General features: G+C 65.9%; 12 protein-coding genes and 1 pseudogene. 9 read left to right on the forward strand and 4 right to left on the reverse strand.

The features are described 5' to 3' along the window. Positions 1-12 precede the first annotated feature (12 nt). The 3 genes and pseudogenes from FLL57_RS01445 to FLL57_RS01450 form a co-directional block, all read right to left on the reverse strand. Complete coding sequence (locus FLL57_RS01445; RefSeq protein ID WP_235677189.1) at positions 13-1,530, reverse strand: TonB-dependent receptor; 1,518 nt, start codon at positions 1,528-1,530, stop codon at positions 13-15. 157 nt (positions 1,531-1,687) lie between these two features. After that, positions 1,688-2,257: pseudogene (locus FLL57_RS23660) on the reverse strand (TonB-dependent receptor plug domain-containing protein); the annotation flags it as partial. 455 nt (positions 2,258-2,712) lie between these two features. Beyond that, entirely contained in the window at positions 2,713-3,540 is an 828-nt protein-coding gene (locus tag FLL57_RS01450) for a uracil-DNA glycosylase (protein WP_013500981.1), read from the reverse strand. A gap of 202 nt (positions 3,541-3,742) precedes the next feature. Here FLL57_RS01450 and FLL57_RS01455 point away from each other — a divergent pair, with 202 nt between their 5' ends. The 3 genes from FLL57_RS01455 (at position 3,743) to FLL57_RS01465 (ending at position 8,491) form a co-directional block, all read left to right on the forward strand. After that, on the forward strand, positions 3,743-5,401 hold the full coding sequence (locus FLL57_RS01455) for an electron transfer flavoprotein-ubiquinone oxidoreductase (protein ID WP_047309707.1): 1,659 nt from the start codon (positions 3,743-3,745) through the stop codon (positions 5,399-5,401). A 292-nt stretch (positions 5,402-5,693) separates the two neighbouring features. Then, complete coding sequence (locus FLL57_RS01460) at positions 5,694-7,475, forward strand: tetratricopeptide repeat protein (protein WP_142881942.1); 1,782 nt, start codon at positions 5,694-5,696, stop codon at positions 7,473-7,475. 116 nt (positions 7,476-7,591) lie between these two features. Next, positions 7,592-8,491 (forward strand): 4-(cytidine 5'-diphospho)-2-C-methyl-D-erythritol kinase, encoded by a 900-nt coding sequence (locus tag FLL57_RS01465; protein ID WP_142881943.1) that lies wholly within the window; start codon positions 7,592-7,594, stop codon positions 8,489-8,491. A gap of 140 nt (positions 8,492-8,631) precedes the next feature. Here FLL57_RS01465 and FLL57_RS01470 read toward each other — a convergent pair whose 3' ends face one another. Continuing rightward, the gene (locus tag FLL57_RS01470; protein ID WP_047307221.1) at positions 8,632-9,642 is read right to left on the reverse strand and encodes a polyprenyl synthetase family protein; all 1,011 of its coding nucleotides are present in this window, start codon (positions 9,640-9,642) and stop codon (positions 8,632-8,634) included. A 207-nt stretch (positions 9,643-9,849) separates the two neighbouring features. Between FLL57_RS01470 and FLL57_RS01475 the strand changes: the two genes are divergently transcribed. From FLL57_RS01475 to FLL57_RS01500, 6 genes are all read left to right on the forward strand, one after another. Beyond that, positions 9,850-10,077 carry a DUF2007 domain-containing protein gene (locus FLL57_RS01475; RefSeq protein WP_013500986.1) on the forward strand — a complete coding sequence of 76 codons (228 nt, stop codon included), beginning with the start codon at positions 9,850-9,852 and terminating at the stop codon, positions 10,075-10,077. After that, complete coding sequence (locus FLL57_RS01480; RefSeq protein ID WP_013500987.1) at positions 10,070-10,849, forward strand: tRNA1(Val) (adenine(37)-N6)-methyltransferase; 780 nt, start codon at positions 10,070-10,072, stop codon at positions 10,847-10,849. Before FLL57_RS01475 ends, FLL57_RS01480 begins: the two co-directional genes overlap by 8 nt. Before the next feature lie 263 nt (positions 10,850-11,112). Then, positions 11,113-12,015, forward strand: coding sequence for a S49 family peptidase (locus FLL57_RS01485; protein WP_142881944.1), 903 nt, complete (start codon positions 11,113-11,115; stop codon positions 12,013-12,015). A 117-nt stretch (positions 12,016-12,132) separates the two neighbouring features. Beyond that, positions 12,133-12,321: a DUF4234 domain-containing protein gene (locus FLL57_RS01490; protein WP_013500990.1), complete on the forward strand. Its 189-nt coding sequence runs from the start codon at positions 12,133-12,135 to the stop codon at positions 12,319-12,321. 196 nt (positions 12,322-12,517) lie between these two features. Beyond that, positions 12,518-13,480 carry a glycine--tRNA ligase subunit alpha gene (locus tag FLL57_RS01495; RefSeq protein WP_142881945.1) on the forward strand — a complete coding sequence of 321 codons (963 nt, stop codon included), beginning with the start codon at positions 12,518-12,520 and terminating at the stop codon, positions 13,478-13,480. A 108-nt stretch (positions 13,481-13,588) separates the two neighbouring features. Next, positions 13,589-14,017 carry an endonuclease domain-containing protein gene (locus tag FLL57_RS01500; RefSeq protein ID WP_142881946.1) on the forward strand — a complete coding sequence of 143 codons (429 nt, stop codon included), beginning with the start codon at positions 13,589-13,591 and terminating at the stop codon, positions 14,015-14,017. The last annotated feature ends 95 nt before the right edge of the window (positions 14,018-14,112 follow it).

Below are 14,112 nucleotides of genomic sequence, written 5' to 3' on the forward strand. Positions count from 1 at the left end.
CCTTCCGCCGCCTTACAGCTCGACGTCCAGCGACACCAGGTAGGTCCGCGGCGCGCCGAGCGCCATGGTGCCGAACGAGGCCACGCCGGCCCAGTAATTGGTACCGGCGACGTTCTGCACGGTTCCGCGCAGCGTCGTCTTGCGGCCCTCGATCATGGTGACGTAGCGCACGCCGAGATCGACGCGGGTCCAATCCGGCAAGACTTGCGTGTTGCTGTTGTTGACATATTGCCGGCCGGTGTAGACCACGGTTCCGACCAAAGTCATCGCTCGCAGTCCTGGCAGATCCCATTCGCCGGTAAGATTGACCTGTGTGGTCGGCACGCCGATCGGCGTCTTGCCGAGATTGGCGGCAGTCGCGGTTCTGGTCACTTCGGCGTCGAACAGCGTCACGCCGCCGACCGCGCGCAGGTGCGGCGCGATCTCGCCGAACACGGTGAATTCGGCGCCGCGCACGCGCTGCTCGCCACCGGCCGAGTACACCCCGGCGTTCAGCTCGCCATTGGGCTTGGTGATCTGGAATAGCGCGAAGGTCGTGCCGATGCGGCCGAGATCGAGCTTGACGCCGGCTTCGTATTGCCTGGTCCGGTACGGCGCGAGAACCTCGCCTGAGTTGGACGCACTGACCGGTGCGACATCGCCGCGGCTGAGCCCTTCGATGTAGTTGGCATAGACCGACAGGTGCTCGATCGGGCGGATCACCAGACCGGCCATCGGCGTGGTGGCGGACTGGTCGTAGGAAGTCGTCAGCGCTCCGGTCGTGGTGGAGTAGTTGTGCGCAATCACCTGCTGGCGGCGAACGCCGAGCGTCAGCATCACGCGCTCGTCGAGCACCGACATCGTGTCGGCGATCGCATAGCCGTTGAGGCGGGTGTCGGACAGCCGCGGCTTGAACGCCGGCACCGTATAGGTCTGCTCCGGCTGCACCAGAGGGGTATAAAAGTTCGACAGATACGACTGTCCCGGCGGGAACGTGCGATACTGCTCGTCCTGATAGTGCGAGCCCTGCACGGTGACTGCGTGATGGACGAAGCCGGTGTCGAATTTCGCCCGCACCCCGCCGTCGAAGGTGAAGCGATTGACGTCGAGATTGTAATACTGCGACGTCGTCGAGGTGTCGCCGCGGCTGTTGAGGATGGTCGGCAGGCCGAAGAACCGTTCGGCATTGGTCTTGGAGCCGCCGATGTTTCCGAACACCGTCACCGAATCGGTGAGGTCGAACTCGCTCTTCCACAGCGCCGAGGATTCCCGAATCCGCGACCATTCCCAGGTCTGCGTCAGGTTGTTGCTGCCGACCGGCGCGGGCGGCACCGCGACGCCGCTGGTTGTGAAGAACGGACGCACTGGCGCGGTGATGTGCTCGTTCTGCGTCAGCGCGTAGATCCAGGTCCGATAGCGCTCGCCCTGATAGTCGAAAGCCAGCGACCCGACCTGCAGCCGGTCGTTCTGATGATCGATCGCGGCCGCCGCCGAGCTTGCCGGTGAAGCGCAGGCCGAATTCGCGCTGGTCGCCGAACCGCCGCGCGACATCGAGATTGGTGTAGGCAAAGCCCTTGGACGCATAGCCGACGCCGATCCGGCTGAGATCGGCTTCGGCCCGTTTCGGCACGACGTTGATCACGCCGCCGACGCCGCCGTTCGGCGAGACGCCGGATAGCATCGCCGCGGGGCCCTTGAACACCTCGATCCGGTCGACATAGTCGTTGAAGATCCGGAAATTCGGCGCGATGCCGTAGACGCCGTCGAACGCGACTTCGCCGGCCGTTCCCTCGGCGATCGGAAGGCCGCGGATGTAAAACGAATCCACCATGCCGCCGACCGGACTGGTGACCCGAACCGAGGGATCCAGCAACATCGCGTCGGCGACGGTCGCTGCCTGCTGATTGCGGATCGCCTCGTTGGTGTAGCTCGCCGTCGCGAATGGTGATCGGAAGGTGTCGGTGTTGCCGAGCATTCCCAGCCGGCTGCCGCGTGCGACCTGGCCTCCGGCGAAGGGCGCCGGCCGGTCCGACGTCGCCGAGCGGCTCACCGCCCGCTCGGCAGAAGGCTGCGGTGTCGCGGTGGCCGTCCTGGCGCGAGCTGCGGCGCGGGCGACGCTCCGGCGAGGTGCAACAGCCGGCTTGCTGCGGACCGTGCGCGGCGCATCGACCGTAACTGACGGCAGAGCAGTCTGGGCGTGGCTAGAGGTGGGGCACGCTGCCAGCCATGCGCTGAGCACGACAAAGCTAGCGCTGCCGAGAGCTCGACAACGGGACATCGCAAATCCTGATACGGCGAACACGCCGCTTTGGTTGGAGAGTGGTCTGATAGATGCAGACGTTGCCGCACCTATTTCGCTTGCATCCGCGCCGCCGCCACGGCTTGTCCGTGTCTGTCCGCCACAAGCGGATGTCAGCGGCGAGCGCTGAAATCTCGATCGAAAAGCAACTACGCGTCAGGTCGAATCGGCAAAAACTCTCCTCGGCTCGGATTTGGTCGAGGGGTATCGTGCTCGTCGCGAGATTGTTGCTATAATTTTACCCCCGGTATCTTGGTGGGGGATCGCTCGCCGAAGGTCAATCGGACGAGGAGCAGAATAGATGGCTTCTACGTAGTCGCGCTCTGGATGCAACGCTGCGTTCTGCATCTCGCGACGCCGAGTGATGCTGTGCTGACATCCGATGTCGCGCTGTGCAGAAGCCCGAGAGCAGGAAAAGCGCCGGCAGGGCCGGCTCAGGCGGAGGCTGCGGAGAGTGCGGTCGCGATCGCTCGCAGGTCCTGCCAGGCGAGCCGCTTGTAGGTCGGTTGGCGCAGCAGATAGGCTGGATGCAACGTCGGCAGTGCGCGGATCGTGCGCGTGCCGGTGTCGTAGTCGAACCAGCGACCGCGAGTCCGCATGATGCCGTCGCGGGTGCCGAGCAGCGCCTGGGTCGACGGGTTGCCGAGCGTGACCAGGAGATCGGGGTTCACCAGTTCGATTTGCCGCTTGATGAACGGCAGGCAGATCTGAGTTTCCTGCGGGGTCGGCGTCCGGTTGCCCGGCGGCCGCCACGGGATCACGTTGGCGATGTAGACCTTGCTGCGGTCGAGTCCGATCGCCGCCAGCATCAGGTCGAGCAGTTTGCCGGAGCGGCCGACGAACGGCAGCCCTTCGATGTCCTCGTCGCGGCCGGGTGCTTCGCCGACCAGCATCAGCTTCGCTTGCGGATTGCCGTCGGCGAACACCAGTTGCTTGGCAGTCCCGCGGAGCGCGCAGCCGTCGAACTGCTGCATCAAGTCGCGAAGCGCTTCCAGCGTCGGCGCGGTGGCGGCGGCTTCGCGCGCCGAGACGATCGCGGCGTCCGGCGTCGCCGGTTGTGTGGCCCGCGGCGGAGGAGGGGCTGGCTGCGCCTGTAAGGCGGGCTTGACGGCTCGGCTCGGCTCGGTGGCTTCGTGCCCTGCCGGTGCGGGCGCCTCGTCGAGCATCCGGTTAACCGGGGCATCGGCCAAAGCGCAATCCACCCCTGCGTCCAGGTAGAACGCGAGCAATTGACGCAGGCTCGGCACGGGATCGGGGATCATGCGTGGTGGTTTACAGCGGATGCGCGCCACAGAACAGCAGCCTGCTCGTTTGTTTCATTCCGCAATGCGAAATCAATTTTCGCAACTGCTGCCGCAACGCTGGAAAGATGAGCCGGCCGGTACATTTGGGTGGTTGTTCTTCTTCTAAAAATGCGAAAGAACACCCCTGGAAACGTTCCCGAGAGTCCTGCGAGAAAAAACGATGAGTGACGAAACGCTGCCGCCCCGCGAATCGATGGAATTCGACGTCGTGATCGTGGGTGCGGGCCCCTCGGGACTGTCCGCCGCGATCAGACTGAAGCAGATCAACCCCGAGTTGTCGGTGGTGGTCGTGGAAAAGGGCTCCGAGGTCGGAGCTCATATTTTGTCGGGCGCGGTGATCGACGTGTCGGCGCTCGACCGCCTGATGCCGAGCTGGCGCGAGGACGAGAGCTGCCCGCTGAAGACCCACGTCGAAGACGACCATTTCTACGTCATGACAGCGTCGAAAGCGCTCAAGGTGCCGAATATCATGGTGCCGCCGATGCTCGACAACCACAAGAATTTCATCGGCTCGCTCGGCGATCTGTGCCGCTGGCTCGGGCCGAAGGCCGAGGAGCTCGGCGTCGAGATCTATCCCGGCTTCGCCGCCACCGAAGTGCTGTACGGCGACAATGGTGAAGTGCGCGGCATCGCAACCGGCGACATGGGCATCGGCCGCGACGGCCAGCCGAAGGATTCCTATACCCGCGGCATGGAACTGCTCGGCAAGTACACGCTGTTCGCCGAAGGCGCCCGCGGTAGCCTGTCCAAGCAACTGATCGCCAACTACAAGCTCGACAAGGACTCCGATCCGCCGAAATTCGGCATCGGGCTGAAGGAGATTTGGCAGATCGAGCCGTCCAAGCATCGCAAGGGGCGGATCGCGCATTCGTTCGGCTGGCCGCTCACCAACAACGTCGGCGGCGGCTCGTTCCTGTATCATTACGGCGACAATCTGGTGGCGGTCGGTTTCGTTGTGCATCTCAACTACGACGATCCCTACCTTTCGCCGTTCGAGCAGTTCCAGAAGTTCAAGACCCATCCGTCGGTGGCGCCGATCTTCGAGGGCGGCAAGCGCATCTCCTACGGCGCGCGCGCCATCACCGAGGGCGGCTATCAGTCGGTGCCGCGGCTGACCTTCCCGGGTGGCGCGCTGATCGGCTGCGCGGCGGGCTTCGTCAACGTGCCGCGCATCAAGGGCGTGCACAACGCGATCGGCTCCGGCATGCTGGCCGCCGAACACGTCGCCGCGGCGCTGGCCGAAGGCCGTGCCAACGACGAGGTGGCGGCCTACGAAAACGCCTGGCGCGACTCCGTGGTCGGTAAGGACCTGTTCCGCGTTCGCAACGTCAAGCCGCTGTGGTCGAAGTTCGGCACCGCGGTCGGCGTCGTGCTGGCCGGCTTCGAGATGTGGTGCTCGACGCTGGGCTTCTCGGTATTCGGCACGCTGTCGCACGGCAAGCCGGATCGTTCGACGCTCGATCCGGCGAAATCGCACGAGCCGCACAAGAGTCCGAAGCCGGACGGCAAGCTGACCTTCGATCGGCTGTCTTCGGTGTTTCTGTCGAACACCAATCATGAGGAGGACCAGCCGGTTCACCTCAAGGTCGCCGACATGCAGTTGCAGAAGACGTCGGAGCACGACGTCTATGCGGGCCCGTCCGGGCGCTACTGCCCGGCCGCGGTGTACGAATGGGTCGAAGAGCCGACCGGCCCGCGCTTCGTGATCAACGCGCAGAACTGCGTGCACTGCAAGACCTGCGACATCAAGGACCCGAACGGCAACATCACCTGGGTTCCTCCGGAGGGTGGTGGCGGCCCGAATTATCAGGGCATGTGACCGGGCGTCCTGACCGGGGCCAACGCATCTGACCTCGCGTTCATGATCTCGCGTTCCTGACCACGTATCCGTGAGCCGGAGCGCAGTGATGCTCCGGCCTGCGGCCACGATCCTGCCATGTTGCCACCGTCTCAATCGTCCGGTCCGCACGTCGGTGCTCCGTCTGTGGCCGCGGCATTGTGCGTCGTCGGTCCTATCCTTGCGGTTGAGCGCCAAAAGCGGCATTGTCGATGCGATGCTGCCGGCTCGTCGGCCGGGCCAATCGAGCCTTTTCCTGGAGCTAGCAACCTTGATGCTTTCCCTTCGAAGCCGTCGATCGATGATCGTCGCCCTCGCGCTGGTGGCGATGCCGATCGCGGAACAGGCGTTGGCGCAGACCCCGGACCATCCGGCCGACAACGCGGCGCAGTTTCCCACCAGCCAGGATCTGCGGTCGATGACCACCGCAGGCAGCTATCTGGCGGCGCGCCACGCCAGCATCGAGCGTGACGCGGCCGCCGCAGCCGCCTTCTATCGCTCCGCGCTGCGCTCTGATCCGAAGAACAACGAATTGCTCGATCGCGCCTTCATCTCCTCGCTCGCCGAGGGCGACATCGAGGAGGCGGTGAAGCTCGCCGAGCGCGTGCTGAAGATCGACAAATCCAACCGGGTCGCCCGGCTGGTGGTCGGTATTCGCGATTTGAAGACCAAAAAATACGCCGCCGCTGTGCGCAACGTGAACCAGTCGGTGCGCGGCCCGATCACCGATCTGATCGCCACTCTGATCGCGAGCTGGTCGATGTACGGCGCCGGCGACGTCAAGGGCGCGGTCGGCAGCATCGACAAGCTGGCCGGTCCGGAGTGGTATCCGATCTTCAAGGATCTGCATTCCGGCATGATGCTGGAACTGGCCAACCGCCAGAAGGACGCCGGCGAGCGGCTGGAGCGCGCCTACAAGCTCGACGATTCCGCGCTGCGCGTGGTCGAGTCCTATGCGCGCTGGCTGTCGCGCAACAAGAGCGAGGCCGAGGCGCTCGCGGTCTATCAGGCGTTCGACAAGAAGCTGCCGCGTCATCCGCTGATCGAGGACGGCATCCGCGAGGTCAAGGCCGGCAAGAAGCTGCCGCCGCTGGTCGACAGCCCGCAGGCCGGCGCTGCCGAAGCGCTTTACGGCATCGGCGCGTCGCTGACCCGACGTGGCGGCGAGGACCTGGCGCTGGTGTATCTGCAGCTCGCGCTCTACCTCGAGCCCAATCATGCGCTCGCCCTGCTGGCGCTCGGTGATCTCTACGAGTCGGTGAAGAAGCCGCAGATGGCGATCAAGGTCTACGAGCGCGTGCCGGCGTCGTCGCCGCTGAAGCGCAACGCCCAGATCCAGCTCGCCACCGACCTCGACGCTTCCGATCGCAGCGAGGAGGCGATCAAGATCCTTCACGCGGTGATCGCCGAGGACGGCAAGGATCTCGAGGCCATCATGGCGCTCGGCAATATCGAGCGCGGCCGCAAGAAGTTCGCCGACTGCGCCGGCACCTATTCCAAGGGCATCGACGCGCTCACCGGCTCGGAAAAGAACGCCTGGGTGTATTACTACTTCCGCGGCATCTGCGAAGAACGCTCCAAGCAGTGGGCCAAGGCCGAGCTCGACCTGAAGAAGGCTCTGCAGATGCAGCCCGACCAGCCGCATGTGCTGAACTATCTCGGCTATTCCTGGGTCGACCAGGGCATCAATCTCGATGATGCGATGGGCATGATCCGGCGTGCGGTCGATCAGCGCCCCGACGACGGCTACATCGTCGATTCGCTCGGCTGGGCATATTACCGCATCGGCGACTACGAGAACGCGGTGAAGACGCTGGAGCGGGCGATCGAGCTGAAGCCGGAGGATCCGACTATCAACGATCACCTCGGCGATGCCTATTGGCGGGTCGGCCGCACTCTGGAAGCCAAGTTTCAATGGGCCCATGCTCGGGATCTGAAGCCCGATCCGGAAGAACTGCCGAAGATCGAGGCCAAGCTCGCCAACGGTCTGCCCGAAGAGGACAAGGCGTCGGCGGCGTCCGCGGACAAGAAGAAAGAAGACGGCAAGGGCGGCTGAGCGCGGCCGCGGCTGGTGTCGCCGGCCTTTGCGCCGGGACCGAGAACGCGCCTAAAAGGGGGCTGGAGCTTCGGTCCGGTTTCGATCAGAACGGGCGCTCCCAGGAGACTGTTTCCGTGACTGACGGCTCTGCGACGACGCTGCGCGACGAAGCCCGCGCCAAGGTGAACCTGACTCTGCGCGTGGTGGGCCGTCGTATCGACGGCTATCACGAGCTCGAAAGCGTCGTGGCGTTCGCCGATTGCGCCGATCGTCTGGAACTGCAGCCCGGCGCGGCACTGAGCCTCGCCACGACCGGACCCGGCGCACAGGATTGCGGCGACAGCGCCGACAATCTGGTTCTAAAGGCGGCGCGGCTGCTCTCCGAACGGGTGCCGAACCTCACCACCGGAGCCTTCATCCTCGACAAGCACCTGCCGGTCGCGGCCGGCATCGGCGGCGGCTCGGCCGATGCTGCCGCGGCGCTGCGGCTGCTCGCCCGCGCCAACGATCTGGCGGCCGACGATCCGCGTCTGGTCGAGGCGGCGCGGCTGACCGGGGCCGACGTGCCTGTCTGCCTGCCGTCGCGGCCCTGCATGATGGCCGGAGTCGGTGAAAAGCTCTCGCCGCTGCCGCTGCCGCGGCTGCCGGCCGTGATGGTCAACCCGCGGGTGCCGGTGGCCACCAAGGACGTGTTTGCTGCGCTCGGCCTGAAGCCGGGCTCGCTGACGGTCGGTGCCACCGACGTGCTCGCGGCACCAGCGTGGCCCGATGCCGGAGCACCGCTCGCCGATTGGATTGCGACACTCGAGGCCGGAACCAACGATCTCGAACCGCCGGCCCTCAAGGTCGAGCCTGTGGTCGGCACCGTGCTGGCCGCGCTGCGGGCGACCGCCGGCGTGCAGCTCGCGCGGATGTCGGGCTCGGGCGCGACCTGCTTTGCGCTGTATGCCGATGATGCATCGGCCCGCGCCGCCGCCGCTATGCTCCGCACCGCCCAGCCCGGCTGGTGGGTGCATGCCGGCAGCCTGAGCTGACGGCCGCTTCAGCGGCGGTCATCCCGGGGCGCGCGCAGCGCGAACCCGGATCTCGCAGTTCAGAACATCTCGGGATTCCGGATCGCCGCTGCGCGGCGTCCGGAATGACGGTGCTTATTGCTGGAAGCAGCAGAGCTCGCTCAGTGCGAGCGCGCCAGGCAGAATGCCACCACCTGCTCCAGCGCCGTCTTCATCGGCGAGGACGGGAACAGCGCCAGCGCGTCGACCGCCATCGCGCCGTAATGATGGGCGCGCTGGATGGTGTCTTCGAGCGCGCGATGCTTGGTCATCAGCTTGATCGCCTGATCGAGGTCGGCGTCGGAAATTTCGCCGCGCTCCAGCGACTTGATCCAGAACTCGCGCTCGGAATCGTTGCCACGGCGGAACGCCAGCACCACCGGCAGGGTGATCTTGCCCTCGCGGAAATCGTCGCCGACGTTCTTGCCGAGCTTGGCGGCTTTGCCGCCGTAGTCGAGCACGTCGTCGATGAGCTGGAAGGCGATGCCGATGTTCATACCGAACGAGCGGCAGGCGGATTGTTCGGGCTTGGGCCGGTTGGCGATCGCCGGGCCGACCTCGCAGGCGGCGGCGAACAGCTCGGCGGTCTTGCCGCGGATCACCGCCAGATATTCGTCTTCGGTCGTGGCGGTGTTCTTGGCGGCGGCGAGCTGCATCACCTCGCCCTCGGCGATGGTGGCGGAGGCCGACGACAGGATGTCGAGCGCGCGAAGCGAGCCGACCTCGACCATCATCCGGAACGCCTGGCCGAGCAGGAAATCGCCGACCAGCACGCTGGCCTCGTTGCCCCACAGCATCCGCGCCGACTTCTTGCCGCGGCGCATCTCGCTCTCGTCGACGACGTCGTCGTGCAGCAGCGTCGCGGTGTGCATGAATTCGACCGCGGCGGCGAGCTTGATGTGGCCGTCCCCGGTGTAGCCGGTGAGGTTCGCCATCGCCAAGGTGAGCATCGGCCGCAGCCGCTTGCCGCCGGACGAGATCAGATGATTGGCGACTTCCGGAATCATGGTGACGTCGGAGCCGGTGCGCGACAGGATGGTGGCGTTGACGCGCTCCATGTCCGCCGCAACGAGTTCGACCAGTTGGTCGATCGAGGCGGTCGAGGGGCCCTCGAAGGGTACGATAACGGCCACGCTGGGTCTCCAAATTCCGGGGACGGATTCGGCGAAGCTGCTTCCGCCATCCGCGCCTTGGTCCAGTCATCGAGGCGCCGGCCGGCTCGACCATCCGCGCCTCATTGCGGTTCCCTCTATAGCACGGGAACGACCCTGCAACGAGGCGATCGATCCCCCGCGACGGTCGGCGCGAGCTATAATGCAGGGACGACAGGAGAGGCAAGGTTGCGAGAACTGTTGAGGACCAACGACGCGGTACTGCTTTCGGCGGTGGGGGCGCTGCTCGACGGCGCCGGTATCGACCATCTGGTGCTGGACCAGAACATGAGCATTCTGGAAGGCTCCTTGGGCGTGATTCCGCGCCGTTTACTGGTGCCCGACGACGATCTGCCCGCCGCGCGAAGGCTGTTGACCGACGCGGGACTGGCCCATGAGCTGCGGTCCGATGGCTGAAACGGTCGGCGCGGCGGACCGGAGCGTCACCGAAGACGGCTTTCTCGGCGGCCGGCTGCGGCTGCGGCAACCTGCCGCCGGCCATCGCGCCGGTCACGACGCGATTCTGCTGGCGGCTTCGACCCGGGCGAGGGCAGGCGACCGGGTGGTCGAATTCGGCGCCGGGGTCGGTACCGCCGGACTGGCGCTGGCGCGCCGGGTCGACGGAATCGCTCCGGTCCTGGTTGAGATCGACTCCACCCTTGTGGCGATCGCCCGAGACAACGCCCGCCTCAATGGGCTTGCGGCCGAAGTCGTCTGTCTCGACGTGACCGGCCCCGCCGAGACGTTTGCGGCGGCCGGACTCGGGCCCGACACCGCCGACACGGTGCTGATGAACCCGCCGTTTCATGATGCTGCACGGCATCGCGGCTCGCCCGACCCGTTGCGTCAGGCGGCGCATCTGGCAACCGGGGCGACGCTGGAGGCGTGGGTGCATGCGGCGCGGCGGCTGCTCAAATCGGGCGGCGCCCTGACGCTGATCTGGCGGGCGGATGGACTGGCCGATGTGCTGGCCGCGCTCGGCCGAGGCTTCGGTAGCGTGGCGCTTCAGGCGGTGCACGGAAATGCCGGCAAGCCGGCGATCCGCATCCTGGTGCGCGCGATCAAAGGTGGCCGGGCGCCGCTGGTGATGCTGCCGAGTCTGATGCTCAGCGACACCTCGGGGGAGCCGATCCCGTTGGTGCGGGCGGTGATGGCGGGTGAGCAGATTTTGCCGCTGGCGCAACGCTGAGCGACCTCGCCCGGCAAAAGCTGCGCTGCAGATGCACCTCGAAAGACTTACTGCGGTTGCGGCTCTTTATGATGTTCGGCCGGCGCACTGGTGAGGTGAACCGCCGTCAAGATCGCCCCGATCAACAACACCAGCAGGTAAATTTTCATCGGTCCCTCCGCTGCGTCGTTGCAGCCTCGTCCCTATATGAAGCCTGCGTTGCAAAACATGTTCCACATCTACCAGATGGTGATATCCGCGATGGTCGACAATAGGATGAAGCGATGAGCGGGACTGCGGTCAGCGGTCGCAGCGAGCAGGGCTGGCTCGCCGGTCTCGGTAACTGGATTCCAGAGCGATTCCGCCGGGATATTCCGGTCGTACCGGTGGTCCGGCTATCGGGCACGATCGGCGCGGTGACGCCGCTGCGTCCAGGGCTGACGCTCGCCGGTGTCGCCAAGCTGCTCGACCGCGCATTCTCCACCCGCAACGCCAAGGCGGTGGCGCTGGCGATCAATTCGCCGGGCGGCTCGCCGGTGCAGTCGCGGCTGATCTATTTGCGCATCCGCGCGCTCGCCGCCGAGAAGAAGCTGCCGGTCTACGCCTTCGTCGAGGACGTCGCCGCGTCCGGCGGCTACATGATCGCCTGTGCGGCCGACGAGATCTATTGCGATCCGTCGTCGATCCTCGGCTCGATCGGCGTGGTCGGCGGCGGCTTCGGGTTTCAGGAGCTGATCAGGAAGATCGGCGTCGAGCGCCGGCTCTACACCGCCGGCGAGCGCAAGGCGCAGCTCGATCCGTTCCTGCCCGAAGACCCGCAGGAGGTCGCCCGGCTGAAGGTGCTGCAGCAGGAGATCCACGCGCTGTTCATCGCGCTGGTCAAGGAAAGCCGCGGCGCCCGGCTGAAAGGCGAGGAGTCGCAATTGTTCACCGGCGAGTACTGGGCCGGCGCCACCTCGGTGTCGCTCGGCCTCGCCGATTCGATCGGCGACCTGCGTGCAGTGCTGCGCGAGAAATTCGGCGACAAGGTCCGCACCCCGCTGATCTCGCCGCCGACCGGCCTGCTCGCCAACCTGACGCGCAAATCCGGTGGCGCCGAAGCTGCGCTCGACGGCGTCGCGGCGCTCCCCGAATCAATGATCTCGGCGCTGGAAACCCGGGCGATCTGGGCCAAATACGGCTTTTGAGAGATGGCTTCGGCGGCGGCGCCGCGCCATTTGGTCCCGTCAGCGTGAGTTGCGAGTGAACGCCCACTGAGCGAAGATGCAACAGGGGCGTGACGCGACTCAAGGAGAGGTTGGACGATGCCGCCGCTGCTCGTATTGGCTGGAAGCCTGGTCGGCATCGCCATGGTGCGGTGGGCCTTCCGCACGGCCGGACGCGTCAATCAGGAGCTCGAGGTTGCCCGCGCGACGGTGTTGGCCGATGTCGATCGTGCCACGCTGCCGACGCTGCGGCCCGATCCGGTCACCGGCGCCTATCGGCCCGGTTGAGGTCTCGGCTGTCGCCGGCCCGCGACGGCTGCTGACGGATGAGCTGGTGAATTGCAGCGCTGCGCCGCGGAGGCGGCAGCCTGGGTTAAGGACGCGTTAACCGGCGATTTGGCTTGTTCGTCGCCTTGATTTGCCGGGGCGCGGCCGATACGGTCCGGCCGCTTTTCCGAAAACCCTTGCGAATCCAAAGCCGATCATGGACCCGACGCCTCCGCACATGCGCCCGGAACGCTCGTTCCAGGGCCTGATCCTGACGCTGCAGCGCTTCTGGGCCGACCACGGCTGCGTCATCCTGCAGCCCTACGACATGGAAGTCGGCGCCGGCACCTTCCACCCGGCCACCACGCTGCGGGCGCTCGGTCCGAAGCACTGGAACGCCGCTTACGTGCAACCGTCGCGCCGGCCCAAGGATGGCCGCTACGGCGAGAACCCGAACCGGCTGCAGCACTACTATCAGTTCCAGGTGATCCTCAAACCCTCGCCGCCGAACATCCAGGATCTGTATCTGCAATCGCTGGCCGCGATCGGCGTCGACTCGGGCTTGCACGACATCCGCTTCGTCGAGGACGATTGGGAGAGCCCGACGCTGGGCGCCTGGGGGCTGGGCTGGGAGTGCTGGTGCGACGGCATGGAAGTCAGCCAGTTCACCTACTTCCAGCAGGTCGCCGGCGTCGAATGCGCGCCGGTCGCCGGCGAACTGACTTATGGACTCGAACGGCTGGCGATGTACGTCCAGGGTATCGACCGGGTCTACGACCTCAACTTCAACGGCCGCGACGGCGCCGACAAGGTGACCTACGGCGACGTGTTCCTGCAGGCCGAGAAGGAATACTCGAAGCACAATTTCGAGGTCGCCGACACCGAGATGCTGTTCGAGCAGTTCAAGATGGCCGAGGCCGCCTGCAAGAAATATCTCGATGCCGGCTGGGTGAGCGACAAACGCGAAGCCCACGCCATGGCGCTGCCGGCCTACGACCAGTGCATCAAGGCCAGCCACGTCTTCAACCTGCTCGACGCCCGCGGCGTGATCTCCGTCACCGAACGCCAAAGCTACATCCTCCGCGTCCGCGAACTGGCGAAAGCCTGCGGCGAAGCCTGGGTGCATACCGAAGCGGGTGGTTCTTCACCCTCCCCTGGAGGGGGAGGGTCGCTCGCGTAGCGAGCGGGGTACACGATAACGAGGACGCCTCTGCTCCCCTCCCCCTTGCGGGGAGGGGGCGGGGGTGAGGGTCCACGGATGCAGACGTCAATGTTTGGATCGCCAGCGATGATCGACGATCGCCAGCGGTACTTCGCGCAGATGATGCGCCAGAATCCGACGGACGCCGAGCGCTTGCTGTGGCAGCGCTTGCGGCACGACCTCGTGCTGGCGAACTCGCACTTCCGCCGGCAGGCGGCGATTGGTCCTTTCATCGTCGACTTCGCCAGCCGCGGTGCCAAGCTCGTGATCGAACTCGACGGCGGCCAGCACGACGAGCAGCGCGATGCCGATGCGGCGCGCACGCGGCACATCGAAGCGCTCGGTTATCGCGTGCTACGCTTCTGGAATAACGACGTCCTCGGCAATCTGGATGGTGTTCTCGCCGAGATTCAGTCCGCGTTGCCCCCCACCCCCGACCCCTCCCCGCAAGGGGGAGGGGAGCCACGACCACGCAAGCCTCGTAAGCCGCGCGGGCGTCGTCGGGAGGCGAACTGATGAATTCTCTTTGTAGGCTTCGCGATGGCGAAGTCAGTCGTTTTCCCAGGCACTGCGCCGTCTCCCCTCCCCCTTGCGGGGAGGGGTCGGGGGTG

Origin of the sequence: Rhodopseudomonas palustris, assembly GCF_007005445.1 — a bacterium.
GTDB classification, from domain to species: domain Bacteria; phylum Pseudomonadota; class Alphaproteobacteria; order Rhizobiales; family Xanthobacteraceae; genus Rhodopseudomonas; species Rhodopseudomonas palustris_G.

Excerpts from the sequence above, each read along its gene's own strand:
- FLL57_RS01460 (WP_142881942.1), top strand. The coding sequence starts at position 5,694 with ATGCTTTCCCTTCGAAGCCGTCGATCGATGATCGTCGCCCTCGCGCTG.
- FLL57_RS01500 (WP_142881946.1), top strand. The coding sequence starts at position 13,589 with ATGATCGACGATCGCCAGCGGTACTTCGCGCAGATGATGCGCCAGAAT.
- FLL57_RS01495 (WP_142881945.1), top strand. The coding sequence starts at position 12,518 with ATGGACCCGACGCCTCCGCACATGCGCCCGGAACGCTCGTTCCAGGGC.
- FLL57_RS01480 (WP_013500987.1), top strand. The coding sequence starts at position 10,070 with ATGGCTGAAACGGTCGGCGCGGCGGACCGGAGCGTCACCGAAGACGGC.
- FLL57_RS01445 (WP_235677189.1), bottom strand. The coding sequence starts at position 1,530 with ATGTCGCGCGGCGGTTCGGCGACCAGCGCGAATTCGGCCTGCGCTTCA.
- FLL57_RS01485 (WP_142881944.1), top strand. The coding sequence starts at position 11,113 with ATGAGCGGGACTGCGGTCAGCGGTCGCAGCGAGCAGGGCTGGCTCGCC.
- FLL57_RS01455 (WP_047309707.1), top strand. The coding sequence starts at position 3,743 with ATGAGTGACGAAACGCTGCCGCCCCGCGAATCGATGGAATTCGACGTC.
- FLL57_RS01490 (WP_013500990.1), top strand. The coding sequence starts at position 12,133 with ATGCCGCCGCTGCTCGTATTGGCTGGAAGCCTGGTCGGCATCGCCATG.
- FLL57_RS01450 (WP_013500981.1), bottom strand. The coding sequence starts at position 3,540 with ATGATCCCCGATCCCGTGCCGAGCCTGCGTCAATTGCTCGCGTTCTAC.